At 48.3% G+C, this 16,706-nt stretch carries 15 protein-coding genes and 1 tRNA gene; 7 read left to right on the forward strand and 9 right to left on the reverse strand.

Going from position 1 to position 16,706, the window contains the following annotated elements; all coding sequences use genetic code 11:
- Positions 1 to 200: 200 nt before the first annotated feature.
- The 5 genes from aroC to DDZ15_RS00840 all read left to right on the forward strand — a co-directional run bounded on the left by aroC (position 201) and on the right by DDZ15_RS00840 (position 4,445).
- Positions 201 to 1,385: a chorismate synthase gene (gene aroC / locus DDZ15_RS00820; protein ID WP_109643886.1), complete on the forward strand. Its 1,185-nt coding sequence runs from the start codon at positions 201 to 203 to the stop codon at positions 1,383 to 1,385.
- A 23-nt stretch (positions 1,386 to 1,408) separates the two neighbouring features.
- Positions 1,409 to 1,732 (forward strand): tetratricopeptide repeat protein, encoded by a 324-nt coding sequence (locus tag DDZ15_RS00825; RefSeq protein ID WP_109643888.1) that lies wholly within the window; start codon positions 1,409 to 1,411, stop codon positions 1,730 to 1,732.
- A 14-nt stretch (positions 1,733 to 1,746) separates the two neighbouring features.
- The gene (locus DDZ15_RS00830) at positions 1,747 to 2,934 is read left to right on the forward strand and encodes a LysM peptidoglycan-binding domain-containing protein (RefSeq protein ID WP_109643890.1); all 1,188 of its coding nucleotides are present in this window, start codon (positions 1,747 to 1,749) and stop codon (positions 2,932 to 2,934) included.
- A gap of 30 nt (positions 2,935 to 2,964) precedes the next feature.
- Positions 2,965 to 3,684: a CPBP family intramembrane glutamic endopeptidase gene (locus DDZ15_RS00835; protein WP_242978814.1), complete on the forward strand. Its 720-nt coding sequence runs from the start codon at positions 2,965 to 2,967 to the stop codon at positions 3,682 to 3,684.
- 185 nt (positions 3,685 to 3,869) lie between these two features.
- Positions 3,870 to 4,445 (forward strand): sigma-70 family RNA polymerase sigma factor, encoded by a 576-nt coding sequence (locus DDZ15_RS00840; RefSeq protein ID WP_109643894.1) that lies wholly within the window; start codon positions 3,870 to 3,872, stop codon positions 4,443 to 4,445.
- Here DDZ15_RS00840 and DDZ15_RS00845 read toward each other — a convergent pair.
- From DDZ15_RS00845 to DDZ15_RS00865, 5 genes are all read right to left on the reverse strand, one after another.
- Positions 4,442 to 5,731 carry a sensor histidine kinase gene (locus tag DDZ15_RS00845; protein ID WP_242978816.1) on the reverse strand — a complete coding sequence of 430 codons (1,290 nt, stop codon included), beginning with the start codon at positions 5,729 to 5,731 and terminating at the stop codon, positions 4,442 to 4,444. The genes DDZ15_RS00840 and DDZ15_RS00845 overlap by 4 nt on opposite strands.
- Before the next feature lie 98 nt (positions 5,732 to 5,829).
- The gene (gene clpX, locus DDZ15_RS00850; RefSeq protein ID WP_109643896.1) at positions 5,830 to 7,083 is read right to left on the reverse strand and encodes an ATP-dependent Clp protease ATP-binding subunit ClpX; all 1,254 of its coding nucleotides are present in this window, start codon (positions 7,081 to 7,083) and stop codon (positions 5,830 to 5,832) included.
- Positions 7,084 to 7,170: 87 nt separating this feature from the next.
- A complete protein-coding gene (gene clpP / locus DDZ15_RS00855; protein ID WP_109643898.1) occupies positions 7,171 to 7,824 on the reverse strand; it encodes an ATP-dependent Clp endopeptidase proteolytic subunit ClpP in 654 nt (217 codons plus the stop codon).
- A 32-nt stretch (positions 7,825 to 7,856) separates the two neighbouring features.
- Entirely contained in the window at positions 7,857 to 9,161 is a 1,305-nt protein-coding gene (gene tig / locus DDZ15_RS00860; protein ID WP_109643900.1) for a trigger factor, read from the reverse strand.
- 64 nt (positions 9,162 to 9,225) lie between these two features.
- A tRNA-Leu gene (locus DDZ15_RS00865) sits at positions 9,226 to 9,309 on the reverse strand.
- A gap of 191 nt (positions 9,310 to 9,500) precedes the next feature.
- On the opposite strand from DDZ15_RS00865, the gene cutA reads away from it, so the two are divergent.
- Together cutA and DDZ15_RS00875 are read left to right on the forward strand one after the other, a co-directional pair.
- Positions 9,501 to 9,857, forward strand: coding sequence for a divalent-cation tolerance protein CutA (gene cutA / locus DDZ15_RS00870; protein ID WP_109643902.1), 357 nt, complete (start codon positions 9,501 to 9,503; stop codon positions 9,855 to 9,857).
- A gap of 25 nt (positions 9,858 to 9,882) precedes the next feature.
- Positions 9,883 to 10,617, forward strand: coding sequence for an enoyl-CoA hydratase/isomerase family protein (locus DDZ15_RS00875; protein WP_109643904.1), 735 nt, complete (start codon positions 9,883 to 9,885; stop codon positions 10,615 to 10,617).
- A 1,266-nt stretch (positions 10,618 to 11,883) separates the two neighbouring features.
- Here DDZ15_RS00875 and DDZ15_RS00880 read toward each other — a convergent pair.
- The 4 genes from DDZ15_RS00880 to hemE form a co-directional block, all read right to left on the reverse strand.
- Positions 11,884 to 13,017 (reverse strand): 6-bladed beta-propeller, encoded by a 1,134-nt coding sequence (locus tag DDZ15_RS00880; RefSeq protein ID WP_146198473.1) that lies wholly within the window; start codon positions 13,015 to 13,017, stop codon positions 11,884 to 11,886.
- A gap of 316 nt (positions 13,018 to 13,333) precedes the next feature.
- Complete coding sequence (tnpA, locus tag DDZ15_RS00885; protein WP_109643908.1) at positions 13,334 to 13,780, reverse strand: IS200/IS605 family transposase; 447 nt, start codon at positions 13,778 to 13,780, stop codon at positions 13,334 to 13,336.
- A gap of 691 nt (positions 13,781 to 14,471) precedes the next feature.
- Positions 14,472 to 15,392, reverse strand: a complete 921-nt coding sequence (gene hemF / locus DDZ15_RS00895) for an oxygen-dependent coproporphyrinogen oxidase (protein WP_109643912.1) — start codon at positions 15,390 to 15,392, stop codon at positions 14,472 to 14,474.
- Positions 15,393 to 15,644: 252 nt separating this feature from the next.
- Positions 15,645 to 16,694, reverse strand: a complete 1,050-nt coding sequence (gene hemE, locus DDZ15_RS00900; protein ID WP_109643914.1) for a uroporphyrinogen decarboxylase — start codon at positions 16,692 to 16,694, stop codon at positions 15,645 to 15,647.
- Between the last annotated feature and the right edge of the window lie 12 nt (positions 16,695 to 16,706).

A 16,706-nucleotide genomic window follows, 5' to 3' on the forward strand; every position in this document is an offset into this window, starting at 1 on the left:
GTTTCGGTCTATGCTTTTGATTTTATTATATAAATTAACATGGACATATGCTTCAGCTTACGCAGCAACCCCGGATACGGGTTTTTACTATCGAAAGATGGAACTTAAAGTTTTTATCAGCCGATTAACAATAAAAGCAGGTAGCTAATTTATCTCTTATCTTCCTGAAAATCTCAGACGATCTCTAATTCAATCATCTTATGTTCAGATATTTTACAGCGGGTGAATCGCACGGACCGGAATTAACCGGAATTGCAGAAGGTATTCCCGCAGGCTTGCCGCTTACCGAAGAGTTTATTGAAGAGCACCTGGTTCGCCGACAACAGGGTTATGGCCGGGGCGGACGTATGGCTTTCGAAAAAGACCGGGCTGAAATCCGGTCAGGAGTTCGTTTCGGCCTGACAACCGGTGCCCCCATCTCGCTCAGCATGATTAACAGGGCTTACGAAAAAGATGACAGCAACTGGCCAAAAGTGATGGCCAAAGATGGAGAACGCGGCGACGTCGAACGCATCACACTGCCTCGGCCAGGCCACGCAGATCTTGTGGGTGTCCAAAAATACGGGTTTGACGATATTCGACCGGTCATCGAACGCTCCAGTGCGCGTGAAACGGCTATGAGGGTGGCCTGCTGTTCAGTAGCAAGAAGGTTTCTCCAGGAGCTTGGAATCCGCATCGGCGGACATGTGATTCAGATCGGCTCCGTTGGGTACGGGTCGTGGGAAGAGGTACGATCCGCTGCCGACACCATCGCAGAGAGCAGTGAAGGAGCAGAAAACGTATGGCGCACAGCAGACAAATCGGATGTGCGCTGCCTTGACGGCACCCTGAGTGAACAGATGCGCGAAGAGATCAAGAAGCGACGCAAAGAGGGCACCTCCCTGGGAGGGATTTATGAGATTCTGGTTACCGGAGTACCCGCCGGGCTTGGCAGCTACGTGCACTGGGACAGAAAACTGGACGGTTTGCTTGCACAGGCAATTATGGGAACACAAGCCATGAAGGGCATCGAGATCGGTCTCGGTTTTGAATCAGGAAGGCGACAAGGCCATGATGTACACGATGAAATAGCCTATGCCGACCACCATTTCACACGAAAAACAAACAGGCTGGGCGGTCTTGAGGGCGGGGTAACCACCGGCATGCCGCTGATTATCCGAGGCGTGATGAAGCCGATACCCACCATGATCAAACCGCTTAAAACAGCCGATATTGACACCAAAGAGGAGTTGGATACCCGGTATGAGCGGTCTGACGTGTGTGCCCTGCCCAGGGCCGTTGTTGTAGCGGAAAGCGTAATTGCACCGGTAATTGCAAATGCCATACTGGAAAAATTCGGCGGAGACTCAATGGATGAGATCAAAGACCGTTATCCATCCCGATAGAACGAACATAACGGCATACTGAAATGGCTGAAAACAGCGACAAAATCAAGCAACTTGCAGGATACGTGAAACAGAACCCGGGCGATTCTTTTTCCAAATTTGCCCTGGCACTGGAACTGATGAAGCAGAATTCAGTATCCAAAGCGAGAGTGTTGTTTGAATCGATACTGGCGCAAGATCCTGACTATCTGGGCGTTTATTATCATCTGGGCAAGCTTTATGAGCGCATAGGACTCAACGGAGAGGCCGAAACCCTGTATAAGCAGGGAGTGGATCTTGCCCGCGAGCAGGGAAACCAGCGCACTGAAGCCGAGCTGATAGATGCTCTTGAACTTTTAACGTATTAACGTTTACTGTGATCATGATGAATGTAAAAGCCTTTTTATTCAACATTCGGCCCACCATGGCTCTGTTGGTCATACTTATGGCAACGATTGCGATACCGGCACACTCACAACAGACAACGGAGGTTCATGTTGTACAACAGGGCGAAACCCTCTTCAGCATAGCCAGAGATTATAATATTACCGTTGGTGAATTACGGCAATGGAATGGCCTGGAGTCTGACAACCTGAGGCCCGGCCAGTCGATCCGGATTTCACCTCCTCCCGCTGAAAACCAAATCACTCACACGGTTGATCAGGGTGAAACACTCTTTTCGATCTCGCGGAAATATGGAGTTACCATTGCCGAGATACAGCAGTGGAATGATCTGAGAACCAATAACCTGGATCTTGGAAGTGAACTAGTGATTTATCTGCCTGAACCCGGCAACGCCGAGGAACCTCTTGTAACACCCGATCCCGCGAATGGCGGACAGATACCGGAACAGAGAGAATCCATTGTAAGATCGGCAGATTCAGGAACAGCCAATACCTATTATACTGTACGCAGCGGTGATACGCTGTACAAAATTGCTGGCGACCACGGGATGACAATTGGGGAGTTGCGCAATCTGAACAATCTGGAAGGCGACATGCTGCGAATCGGTCAGCAGCTGATTGTGAGGGAAACGGAGTCATCTGCTCCTTCGGTTGCCGAGAACCCGGATGAATCAACGCCACAGGGGCGGTTTGTACAGTACCGCATGGAGCGCGGCGAATCATCCGGAGATCTTTTACAGAAATTCAATATGAGCGAGCAGGAGCTTTCCGCACTTAATCCGGGCGTTGAATTGGAAGAACTTGCATCCGGCCAGCTTGTTACCGTACTTCTTCCTCCCAATCGCACCTTTGCCAATCCGTATAAGAAAGGGGCTTCACTGCAGGACCTGGGACGTGTACCGGTATTCAGGTACAGCGACAATGAAACGGCTTCGCCAACAACAAGCGGAGAGCTGTACAACCCGGATCAGCTGACGGCCGCTCACGCAAATATGAGCCTTGGAAACGTGATTTACCTGGAAAATCCTGAAAACGGCCGCGGGGTGTTTGTTAAGATCAACGACCGGCACTCCGGAGAAGGGCTCAAACTTTCAGGAAAAGCATACACTATGCTGGGCCTTTCGGCCGGAAACGGACAGAGTGTTACAATATATCTCGATAACTAACGAATTCATTAAGGAACCCGTGCATATATCGTGAATCCGATTTCGGCCTATCATCGTGAATCCGGCAGCCTGCTATACAGCTATCTGATATCCCTGCCTCTGCTTCTGCTCTATGAGGTTCTCATCATACTTTCTCAGCCCAACCCGGATTACCTGGTCAGAATATCCGTTGATGCATGGTTTAAGTCACTGTTTGCCTCATTCGGACTGCATACAATAACGGCTACCCTTCTTGTCGCAGCGGTAGCGGGGGGAGTGATACTCTACAGGCAGCGTTCTGAACTGGCATCGGTTAAAAGCCGGTATTTTTGGTTCATGATTGCCGAATCGTTCATTTATGCAGTCGTTATCAGTTTGGTTATCAGTCAATTTCTTGGATTTCTTCTGAACATATCTGCGGATTCGGCTCTGGCCGGCATGAGCAAGCTGCAGCTTATCGCACTTTCCCTGGGAGCAGGGCTTTACGAGGAACTCTTTTTCAGGGTGATACTGGTAGGTCTGCTAGTTTTTATTTTCAAGCGATACCTGAAGTCGAAGAATACAACATATGCACTCTCCGCAATCCTTGCAGCGCTTATGTTTAGCACCGTCCACTACATTGGTCAAATGGGTGATTCGTTTGAGCTTGGCTCGTTTTTATTTCGCTTTTTATTTGGCTTGGCGCTAAATGTTGTTTATGTTATAAGAGGATTTGGGATGGCAGCGTGGACACACGCTTTGTATGATCTGATCGTAATAATGAGGATGTAACAAGTTAAAAATCGGGACTTGTTAGGTTTAAACTAAAGCGTCGATCAATTCTATCAATTGGATTGTTAGCACTCGGAATGGTAGCTTCTCACTTGATGTGAACGATTGTTGCGAAAACGCGATTCTTTAAGGTTGTACGTTTCGCACAATGTATATTTTTCACTTTTAACGTTCTGACTAACGGGATGGCTGAACTCACCAAAAAGGAAGTTCAAAAGCAGCAGGATTTTAATGATGAGATCATTCCTCATCTTGATGCTTTATATAATTTCGGGCTTCGACTTACATCTGATCCAAATGATGCAGAGGATCTGGTGCAGGATACCATTGTAAAAGCTTACCGGTTTTTCAGCAGCTATGAGAAAGGCACCAATGCAAAGGCATGGCTTTTCAGAATTCTGAAAAATTCCTACATCAACAACTACCGGAAGAAGTCCAAAAAACCTCAGGAAGTTGACTATGATGAAGTAGCCACTTTTTACGAAACCATTCGCGCAGAGCGTACCGAAACGTCCGATCTTGAAGACAAGATGTTCAGAGAGCTCATCGATGATGATATCTCCAATGCGCTCGACGAAATTCCGGAAGATTTCAGGACTGTCGTGCTTCTTTGCGACGTGGAGGATTTCACTTACGAGGAGATCGCCAATATGCTCGACGTACCCATCGGAACAATACGCTCACGCCTGCACCGGGGCCGTAATCTGCTGAAAGCACAGCTGATGGATTACGCTACCAAACGCGGGTACACTCACGACTAAACGGGGCAGGGCAATAGCACCCTGATTGTTGTTCCACGGCCCATTTCAGAGTTCAGAACAAATACTTTTCCGTCGTGGTACTCTTCAATAATGCGCCGGGTAAGACTGAGACCAAGCCCCCATCCTCTCTTCTTTGTACTGTACCCCGGTTTAAAAATTTCGTGCAGCACTTTTTTGTCAATTCCTGCTCCACTGTCCTCGATATCTATCCGCACCTGGTCCATGTCTCGCGTTACCCGGATTGATACATAGGCTCCATCCTTAACCTCTTTCATCGCGTCCATGGAGTTTTTAATGAGATTTTCAATTGCCCATTGGAAAAGCTGCGGATTTAGGTTGAGTTTTGCGTTTGTCTGAATGGACTTCTTCACCTCGATGTGTTTTCCAAACTGCGGCAATCGTTTCTCCATATAGGCGATCACATCATCAATTATGGGCTCCACACTTACCTTTTTCAGTTCCGGCCTTGACCCTATCTTATTAAACCGCTCAGCAATACCCTTCAGCCTGGTAACATCATTTTCGACCTCATAAACGATGGACAGGGCCTCCTCGTCGTTCTGATTTTTCTCCTTCAGCAGCTGCAGCCAGCCGTACATGCTTGATAACGGAGTTCCCAGCTGATGGGCAGCTTCCTTAGTCATCCCCACCCAGAGATTTGACTGCTCCGAGCGGGTAATGCTCCGGTAGGTTGTGTAACCTACGCCCAGCAGCAAAGCCAGTATTCCAAACTGGATATATGGAAAGTAGCGAAGATATTGCAGTGTGGGACTTTCACCAAAGTAGGCAAACTGTCTCTGAATATTTGGCTCTTCCCCAAACACGAGAGGGATGGGGTCGCTGTAGGCACGGTATTTTTCAATAAACTGGTCAATGTTCATATCCAGGTCCTCTTCTTCGAGGTTCCTGTAGTGAACGATAAATCCTGATTCATCCACGAGCATCACCGGAATCTGGAACAGATTGGGCTGAATGATTTCACTGAACACGAAATCACTCTGGCTTTCTGCCGCTTCCGCATCGAGTACCATTCGCGATAAGCTGTCGGGAACCTGCGGATACCCCTGAAGCTGGTTGGCCACAGAAAAAAGGGTGAGACTTTTCTGTTGATGGATGGGCAGATTGTTAAACTCAAATGCACGGGTCCACAACTCAATGCTGGCGCGTTCCTGCTCCATAATTCTGTTCAGCAGAAACTGGTTGTAGATGAACGATGCGCCTGCAAGCAGCATGAGCAGCGTCACTAAAATGATTTTAATCCGGTTGGATGGAAGCAGTCGGTGCATATCGTTTATTAAACGGGTGAGAACCGGAATCAATATCCAAAAAAGCAGGCTTCCAAGCCAATGGTGCTTATTGTGCAGCTTTCAGCAGCAAATAACAATCAGGCAGAAGCCTTGTGTTTTTCGTATACGGGAGGTGCCTTCTTTTCGATGGTTTCACGCGTTACAATACATCGCTTCACATTTTTCATGGAAGGAATGGTAAACATAACATCCAGCATGGCATCTTCCAGAATAGAGCGCAATCCACGGGCTCCCGTTTTCCTTTCCCTTGCCCTCTCTACAATAGCATGAAGTGCATCCTCTTCAAACACAAGCTCTACATCCTCCATCTGAAACAGTTTTTTGTATTGCTTGGTGATCGCATTTTTTGGAGTGAGGAGAATTTCGATCATGGCTTCGTCAGAAAGTTCTTCGAGGCCACAAATAATCGGCAGACGACCGATGAGTTCGGGAATAAGTCCGAATTTTTGAAGGTCTTCGGGCTCTACATGCGTAAAAATTTCAGGATCGTTCTTGTCAAATTTTCTCTGGTCCACGGAATGGAAGCCCATGGCAGACGTAGATAGCCTTCGGGCAATAATTTCTTCAAGTCCGCTGAAAGCGCCCCCGCATACAAACAGGATGTCGGATGTATCGAGCTGTATAAAGCTTTGCTCAGGATGTTTCCGGCCGCCTTTGGGAGGGATATTTGCGGTAGTTCCCTCCAATATTTTGAGAAGTGCCTGCTGCACGCCTTCGCCCGATACGTCGCGGGTAATGGACGGGTTGTCACTTTTACGTGAAACTTTGTCGATCTCATCGATATATACGATGCCGCGCCGGGCACGTTCCACATCATAGTCGGCGGCCTGAAGAAGATTGCTGAGTATGCTCTCTACATCCTCGCCCACATAACCGGCTTCGGTGAGAACGGTTGCGTCGGCAATGGTAAAGGGAACATCAATAATCTTTGCGAGTGTCCGGGCCAGAAGTGTTTTGCCCGATCCGGTTGGCCCCAGAAGGCAGATATTGCTCTTTTCAATGCGGGTGTCTTCAAAATTGATTTCCCCGCCGTTGGAGATACGCTTGTAGTGATTGTAAACAGCTACGGAGAGTGCTTTTTTTGCATCATTCTGACCAATCACATACTCATCAAGCCGCGCCTTGATCTCTAAAGGCTTGAGCATCGGGCTGTACTGCTTTTCGCGCCGGCGCGACAGTGAAGCCAAATCGCTCTGAATAATACTGGATGCATCCTCCACGCAGTGATTACAGATATATACATCGGGACCAGCAACCATGGAACTTACTTCCTGGCTCGACCTGCCGCAGAAGGAGCAGTAGACAAGTTCGTTCTCTTTTTTCTTACTCATTTATGCCGGATTTCATTTTACCGGATTGGCTCTTCTTTGTGTATTTGACCTGGTCTTATAACCGTCTGGCCAAAATAACCCGGTTTATTACTTGTTATCTTTCTCGCGTCTCATCACACGGTCAACCAGTCCGTAATCCTGGGCTTCGTCGGCCGTTAACCACTTGTTACGGTCGGAATCTTCAACAATCTGATCCACCGACTTACCGGTATGATGCGCCAGAACCTCACTGAGCGTACGCTTGATACGGAGGATTTCCTGTGCTTCAATTTCAATATCACTCGCCTGACCCTGCACACCACCCAGCGGCTGGTGGATCATGACCCGCGCATGCGGCAGCGCACTTCGCTTGCCCTTGGCGCCTGCAGTGAGCAGAACGGCGCCCATGGATGCTGCCATTCCCACACATGTGGTGGCCACATCACATTTCACATACTGCATGGTGTCATATATAGCCATACCGGCCGATACGACTCCGCCCGGGCTGTTGATATAGAGGTTAATGTCTTTCTCGGCATCCTGCGATTCCAGGAAGAGAAGCTGTGCAACGATGGTACTGGCAACGGTATCGTTTACGGGAGTACCCAAAATAACAATCCGGTCTTTTAGCAGACGGGAGTAGATATCGTAGGCGCGTTCTCCCCTGTTGGTTGTTTCCACAACCATGGGTATAAGATTATTCTGAATTCGGTCTATATCATTCATATCAGGAATTTCGTACAGGGGTTGTTTCACATTCATGTCGATTCTTTCTGTGTTACGTAATTACTTGATTACTTGGCTTTTTCCTGTTTTTCCTCTTTTTTCTCCCGCTTTTCACGAAACTCTTCTTTCGGGAGTTCATTGATGGTAACAACCTCGTTCAATTTATCAAAAACTTTATTTTCGCGTATGCTGTTACGAAGGTTTTCAAGCTGAGAAGGATTCTGTGCGTAGTAGCTCTTCAGCTGATCGGCTGTGGCACCGTAACGGGCTGCTTCCACAGCAATAAATTCATCAATATCTTCAGGTTTGATTTCGATATCATCAAATTTTTCCTGGAGTTTCTCGCTGATAAATGCCCATTTTCCTTCACGTACAGCAGAGTCTCGCATGCGTTCCTTGTATTCATCAAAATTGAAATCCTCCGGAAGCTGTCCGCCCGACTGCTGTTTGGCATATTCCACATACGATTCCAGGATCTGTTCTTCCATTACGTCCGGGATTTCAAAATCGTGTGCTTCGGTCAGTTCATTTACAACATCATTGCGAAACATGTCGTTGGCCGACTGATCATAGTATTCCTGCATGCTGCTTTTGATATAGCTGCGGAATTCATCAACATTGGCTGCCTGTCCCTGCGACTGTTCTTTGGCGAATTCGTCTGTTAGTTCTGCTTTCTGCATCTCTTCCACTTTTTTCACATGCAGCTCAAATCTGTCGGCATCGTCGCCTTCGCCCAGCTCCATGTTCACAACATCGCCTGCTTTTTTTCCGATAAGGTTTTCGCGGAATTCTTTGGCTCCTTCCTGGCGCAAGTCCAGCTTTTGATCTTCATCGGTTTCACCTTCTACAGGATTGCCTTCGGCGTCGAGTGTTACAGCATCAACGGTAACACGGCTCTCTTCGGTAATTTCACCGTCTGTTTCAGCCCAATTGCCTTGCTTGTCGAGGGTCCGTTCGATCTCCTCTTCCACCTCCTCATCGGATACATCGTGAACCATCTTGTCAACTTTTACTTTCGATAGGTCGGTGAGTTCGAAAGAGGGCTTGGCACCTACCTTGAAGGTAACTTCGAGCTGGTCGTCTTCCCATTTCATATCCACCATCTGGGTTTCCCCGACGGGCTCATATTCGGGCACGATCTCCTTTTCGTACACCTCCTGGACATAGCTGTTGATCTCTTCCATCTCAATTTCCCGGCCAAAGCGTTTTTTTACCAGTCCGATAGGAACATTTCCGGGCCGAAAACCTGGCATCTGGATCTGTTTCTGATATTTTTTAAACGCCTGATTGAATTTGGGGGAAAGGTCTTCCCGGTTTGCTTTGATGGTAATCTCTTTATCTACAGAAGTCAGTTCTTCAACAGAAATGTTCACGTGTGTTCAGTTTGGTTTTAAATAATTTAATGTACCTGCAGTTTCTCTGGCTGTAAGAATGGAGTACGAGAGGGGGGACTCGAACCCCCACACCGGTTAAAGTACCAGATCCTAAATCTGGCGCGTCTACCAATTCCGCCACTCTCGCAGGGCCTTTTCCGGGTTCAAATAATGATTTGAATCAGAGCCTAATAAAATACGGTTTTATCTATCCTGATTCAACCTGTGAGACTTCCTTTAGCTTACTCTTTTTACACACCACATTCCCTTCTTTTTTGTAGTTTTACTTATCGATCCTGATAATCAATTAATCATATCATATCTGACTGATTTAATTCCATGTTCAGAAATCTGCGCCTTGTTTACATAACCACAAAAGACCGGGAAGAAGCACGAAAAATTGGCGAAGAGCTGGTAAAAAGAAAGTTTGTTGCCTGTGTGAATATTATTGACGGTATGGAGTCTATCTACCGCTGGGATGGAGAGATTGTTGCTGAGTCGGAGTGTATTCTCATTGCAAAAACCACACACAGCAATGTATCCCGGCTCACCAAAAAGGTGAAAGAACTTCATTCTTATGATGTACCCTGCATCATTAGCATCAATCTCGCTGAACAGGAGGGAAATGAGGACTACCTGAACTGGCTGATTACATCCGTCCAGCCCCCTCTTCCTCCCGGTGCTGATCTCAAATAGAATACCAGAGCTCAATTTGCTGCATATGCCTGTATCAATACGGACATCCGGCCATGTTTTGACTGCTGCCATTCAGCGGCCGGATGCAATGAACGCCATCAATTTTGACGTGATGAACGGCCTGGAAGAAGCCCTCGAAATGGCCGAACAGGATGAAAGCCTGCGCCTTTTTATGCTGACAGGATCCGGCAACAGTTTTATTGCGGGCGGCGACCTAAAGGAGTTTCATGGCATCCGGGATGCGGAGGGAGCCCGCAAAATGTCGGAGAGGATGCTTGCGATACTGGAAAGGATTGAGCAGCTGGAGTGCTGGACGCTGGCCGCCGTGAACGGACCTGCTTACGGAGGCGGGTGGGAAACGCTGATCAGTTTTGATTTTGCCGTTGCAAGGGAGTCGGCATCATTTGGCTTTACGCAGGGCAAATTCTACCTGCCGCCCGGCTGGGGCGGGCTGACGCGTTTGAACCGTATTGTCGGCAAAAAAACGGCCGATTACTGGCTGGCGTCGCAAAAAATCATCAGCGCAGAAGAAGCATTGCGCGCAGGGCTAATTCAGGATGTTTTCCCGGATGATGAATATGACGGGAAGCTGGAAAAGCTGATGCAGAAGCTGGTGCTCAATGACCGGACTTTTATTGATTATATGAAGAAGAACCACCGAAAAAAGATCACCGAAGAGCTGGAGCCGTTCAGCCGATTCTGGGAGAGTGAGGAGCACATCCGTCGGGTGGAAGAGTTTTTGCGCAGGGGAAAAAAGTAAAGACAGAGCCCTGCATCCAGTCGCATTGCCGGATGATTATTCAATCGGACGCCGGAGGCGTCCAATCTCATTAGCCCCGGGTGTAAACCCGGGATTAGCTATCGGCCGGGTTCGGGCAACACCGGAGGTGTTGAATGGCCTATGGTGGCACATTCCTTGCCAGGACCGGTTGCCAATCTCAACGATTATCTTCTTGACCTCACATTCAACGCCTTTGGCGTTGGGGACAGGCGCCCTTCCCTACCCCGGGCTTCCGCCCGGGGCTATTGACATTGATCCGCTGTTCAGCGGATCGGGGACTGCCAGACAATTTCAATCGTATTAAACGATGATCCTCTGGTAAATTGATCCCTATTGTTTTGAAAAGGATAGCATGGATTTTACAATGTCAGGCGCCGAGCTAGATTTCAGGCATCAAGTCTGCCACAGGAAAGCAGCCAACAACTGTCTATCGGACCGTTAACCATCTCCTGTCCGGATTATTATCCAATCGGACGCCGGCAGGCGTCCAATCTCAATAGCCCCGGGTGGCAACCCGGGGTTGGCTATCGGCCGGGATCGGGCAACACCAAAGGTGTTGAATGGCCTGTGGTGGCACATTTTCGACCTGTAACGGTTGCCAACACAAAGAATATCCCCTTCACCTCATATTCAACGCCTCCGGCGTTGGGGGCAGGCGCCCTTCCCTACCCCGGGCTTCCGCCCGGGGCTATTGACGTTGATCCGCTGTTCAGCGGATCGGGGACTGCCAGACAATTTCAATCGTATTAAACGATGATCCTCTGGTAAATTGATCCCTATTGTTTTGAAAAGGATAGCATGGATTTTACAATGTCAGGCCCCGAGCTAGATTTCAGGCATCAAGTCTGCCACAGGAAAGCAGCCAACAACGGTTTATCGGACTGTTAACCATCTCCAGTTCGGATTATTATCCAATCGGACGCCGGGAGGCGTCCAATCTCAATAGCCCCGGGTGTAAACCCGGGGTAAAGCGATAGCCCGAATTTTGCAACACCGGAGGTGTTGAATGGCTTGTGGTGGCACATTTCCGGACCGGATCGGTTGCCATTATCAACGATGATCCCTTAATCAAACATTCAACGCATGCGGCGTTGTGGGATCTTGCCCCATACCTACCCCGGACTCACGCCCGGGGCTATTCTGATTGATCCGCCGTCCGGCGGATTGGCAGCATCTTTTTAATATCTGAAAGGTCAATATAAATGATTCTCAAGATCAGCCTCACAGGCTGATTCAATCAATTACTTATTCAATATCTGACCACCTGATTTTGTATACCCTCACATCAGCATCACGATCATCAAAATACCTTCTGATAAAAAGGCGGCCCGTTTTATCAATGTGGGAATAATACACACGAACCTCCTGCCCGTAATCAAAATGGTCTGAGATTGTTGTCTGGCCCAAAAAAGTCCCGTTCCGGTCATACATTTCCATGACATCCCTTTTGGTCCCACCACGCTCTTCATTTTCCCGAAAAAAATGAAATATTCTACGATCCGATGAATCAATAAGGTGAGAATAATTAATTACCTGATACCGAAAGCTCCCGGCCCTGCCCGAGGAACTAATTCTGCCAGCTACGTCGGGAATCTCAGAGATTGAATCTATATTATACTCAATGTAATAAGGCGGCTTAAGCCCCGGGTTTACTGCTTCAGTCACCTGGTCTGATTTTACATCTATAAAAAACAGTTTTCCGGCATAGACCATGTGACCGGCCACTAATACATCTCCTCCAACGGGTGCAAGTTTATGCCCAATACCCCTGGCCATATTCTTCTCGATGGGTATCTGATTGTCAAATTGATGTTTGAAAATTTCAAAGTGAGTGGTTTTTGCCTCGTTTTCCCCAAATTGATAAACTCTGACCGCATTAAGATTACTTTCAGTACTGTCTGGTACTTCCATACCCACATAAACAGAGGCAAAACGATCACCGCTTAGCGGGGCAAGTGTCATCGTGGTCATTTCCGGCATATCTTCGTAAAAGTGCTCTTCTACAATGTCCTTACTGATATTGAAGCGAGTCACCTTAAATTGAAACCGATCGAGCACCAAAAGATTGTCATTCTCATCTATGGCAATTTCCGTAATTCTGTTAAACTCGCCGGGGCCCCTTCCCGGTCCGCCAAAACTTTTCAGGTAATCACCCTCCGGGGTATACATGTGTATGGTTCTGCCTCTGTGGTCCGATACGAAAATTCGTCCTTCACTGTCCGTTGCCACGGATTGAGGCATATACAGATATCCGGGTTCTCCAAATTCTGTTTGCTCACCTACTGTAAACAGATACTCGGATTCTACATTTATATTTTGTGCAAACAGGTTGTTCTGAACAACCAATATGAGGAATGTGATCCTGAATAATAATTTCAAATCGAACAATACTATGATTATCGTTTACCAGAAATAACGAAATGACAAGTCATTTTCAAAATCCTTGGTATTTTCCTTTCAGCTCAATCAATAATCGAATCCATATTATAACATTTAACGCCTCCGGCGTTGTAGGATGTTGCCCCATTCCTTCCCCTGGCTTTCGCCCGGGGCTATTCTGATTGGTCCACCGTCGGACGGATTGTCTGGTGTCGGAAGTTCACGTATCAGCCGGCGTGAGTTTGCGTTTTTGGGCTCACTCCCAAATACCAGAGGATGTTCCGGATTATAAATTTCAACCTCTCATTTCAATTTCTTACACAAGGTACTTCTCATCAAAATCAACTTTGTGTTCCTTCAAGAGTGCTCTTAATTCCACGGTAAATGAATCGACCTTGTGCCTCTGTTCCTGATTTTTTATGTATTGAATCAATCTTGACTTTTCTTTCTCGCTGTGCGTAAATGCAGCATATCCATTTTGCCACCCTGAAAATGTTTCGAACAGCTGCATCTCTTTTATAAAACATGTACTCGCAAGCTTTATATCTTTCACCAATCCTGATAAAGATTGATCCGGATGAATATGGCTTAGAATGTGGATATGGTCATCCACACCATTGATTTGATACAGCTTGCATCTCTTGTTCCTTAATATCCCTGTAATAAATCTGTAAAGATCTTCTCTCCCGGGTTTTGTCAGACATGCAGACCGGTGTTTTGTACTGAAAACGATGTGATGATAATTTTTCAGATAGGTATTCATGGTCTCTCCGTTTTTTATGCAAACCAAAATTGTATCTCTCTAACCTTATGAACCGGGATTCAGGATTTCCTTACAAAAAAAATTTATGCCTCACGAATTATTCAACACCTCCGGCGTTGTGGGGAAAGGCGCCCTTCCCTACCCCGGGCTTCCGCCCGGGGCTATTGACATTGATCCGCCATCCGGCGGATCGGGATCTTGGCAGGAGATCTTACCCATTTGGCTGGGCCAAATCCTGAAGGTCACTAACAGATTGGTTTCAGTACATGAAACTATGGTATAGCCATTCATTCCATGCTAAAATATACCACCAAAATTATTTTGGGCCGATACGTTGATTTTCAACATACATTCACAGACGCCGGGAGGCGTCCAAATTCATTAGCCCCGGGTGGCAACCCGGGGTTCGCTATCGGCCGGGATCGGGCAACACCGGAGGTGTTGAATGGTATGTGGTGGCACATTCCTTGCCAGGACCGGTTGCCAATCTTAACGATTATCCTCTTAATCACATATTCAACGCCTTTGGCGTTGCAGGATCATGCCCCATTCCTTCCCCGGGCTTCCGCCTGGGGCTATTGACGTTGATCCGCCAACCGGCGGACTGGATGAGTGTCATAAACCAGAGATCCAGTTTATTTAAGGCAAATAAAATCACACATCGCAAGTCACAAATCGTCCATCACTCATCCTATTCGGCCCACTCCCTGGGATTCTGAAGCACCTCAATAAGTTCCGCCTCTCTGCTGCCTTCTGCCGGCTGAAAATCATAATCCCATCGCACCTGCGGTGGCAGGCTCATGAGGATAGATTCGATGCGGCCGTTGGTCTTCAGCCCAAAGAGCGTTCCCCGGTCGTGAATCAGGTTGAACTCCACATACCGCCCGCGCCGTATCTCCTGCCAGTACTTTTGGGCCGGGTTATAGGGCTCATGAACCCGGTTGCGAACGATAGGCAGGTAGGCATCCAGAAAAACTTTTCCAATATCGGTAGTAAAAGAGTGCCAGTCACCGATGGACCGTTTCTCATCGGCGCGCAGGTAATCAAAAAACAGTCCGCCGATTCCTCTTGCCTCACCCCGGTGGGAGTTGTGAAAATAGTCATCGCACTGCTGCTTGAATTTCGGATAGAGGTCTTTCCCATGCGGATCGCACGCCTCTTTGAACACCCTGTGAAAGTGTTCCGCATCCTCATCCCACAGGTAATAGGGCGTCAGATCGGCCCCGCCGCCAAACCAGGCGTCTGAGACGTTTTCCATCTGCTCATCCTCATACAGCTCAAAATAGCGGAAATTGGCATGAACAGTGGGTACCATCGGGCTTTCTGGATGAATCACCAATGAAATGCCCCCGGCCCAGAACCACCCCTGCTCCACGTTAAAATGCTTCTTAATCGGATCAGGAAGCTCTCCGTGCACGGTTGAAATATTCACCCCGCCTTTTTCAAATACCTCTCCTTTTTCAATCACGCGGGTTCGTCCGCCGCCGCCTCCGTCACGCTCCCAGTTATCCTCGCGAAACGCAGCTTTTCCGTCAACCTCTTCCAGCGCAGAGCAGATTTCATCCTGCAGGTTGTGGATGTATTGGGTAAAAGATTCTTTGGTTGTTGGCATTGGTCGTTTTATTCTTTTTTTAGGGTTAATTAGAAACCCAAATCACAGAGTGCTGTTTAGTAAAGCAAGGAGTGAGTTAATTTATTGGCTACCGAGCCTTTCTAAACACACCCCTGATTCTCGACAGTATCGCTTTGCGATCTGTCTCAAATCGGTCCCCTCTTCCCATTGGGATCCCTTCGGGGCAAGAGGGGACTTTACATATCATGCTTTAAATGGCTTAAAAACCCATAAAATTACTCTTCTGCCTTTTCACTCTCCACTCCCATATTCCTTTACACTATCCACAAACGCCCTGGCGTGATCTACCGGTACGTGGGGCAGTATACCGTGGCCCAGGTTCGCGATGTAGCGCCGGGCTCCAAAACGGTCGATCATCCTTCGGGTCTGCTTCCGGATCTCGGGAATGGGTGCCAGCAGGTGCGTCGGATCGAAATTACCCTGCAGCGTAATCTCACTGCGCGATTTCAGGCGGGCAAACTCCGGGGAGATTGTCCAGTCCAGGCCAAGCGCCGCAGCTCCGCTTTTAAAACTGAGCCGTTCAAGCGCGTACCACGCGCCTTTGGCAAACAGGATCACGGGTACATCCCTGATTGCGTGCGTAATTTCCATCAGGTACGGCATGGCCCACTCGTTGAAATCGTCGGGACTCAGGAGCCCGGCCCAGGAATCGAAAACCTGAACCGCCTGCGCACCGGCGTCCACCTGTGCCCGGAGATAGTCGATCGTGGCTTTGGTCAGTTCTTTCATCACATGACGCGATGCATCCGGATGCTGAAACAGGAAGGCTTTCGCCTTATCAAAGTTTTTGGATCCCTCGCCCTGCACCATGTAGCAAAAGAGGGTCCATGGAGCGCCGGCAAAGCCGATCAGCGGTACTCGTCCGTTCAGCTCCTTCCGGGTGAGGGTGATGGCGTCCATTACATGCTGCAGCTTTTGCGCCACGTCCTCTGCAAGTATGGCAAACGCATCGTCTTCCGTCCGGATCGGGTTTCCCATCACAGGCCCCTTGCCCGGCACCATCTGCACATCGATGTTGAGCGCCTGGGGCACCGTGAGGATATCGGAAAAGATGATGGCTGCGTCCGGCTCCAGCTCATCAATCGGCTGAATGGTGATTTCACAGGCCAGTTCCGGCGTCTCCACACGCTCAAAAAAGGTGTACTTTTTCCGCAGCACCATGTACTGCGGCAGGTAGCGTCCGGCCTGGCGCATCATCCATACCGGCGGACGCTCCACCTCTTCTCCTTTAAGAGCGCGGAGGAAAAGGTCGTTTTTGAGTTCGGGGAAGTTGTGTGACATGATTTATTTAAT

The sequence above is a fragment of the Rhodohalobacter mucosus genome, assembly GCF_003150675.1.
Classification (GTDB): domain Bacteria; phylum Bacteroidota; class Rhodothermia; order Balneolales; family Balneolaceae; genus Rhodohalobacter; species Rhodohalobacter mucosus.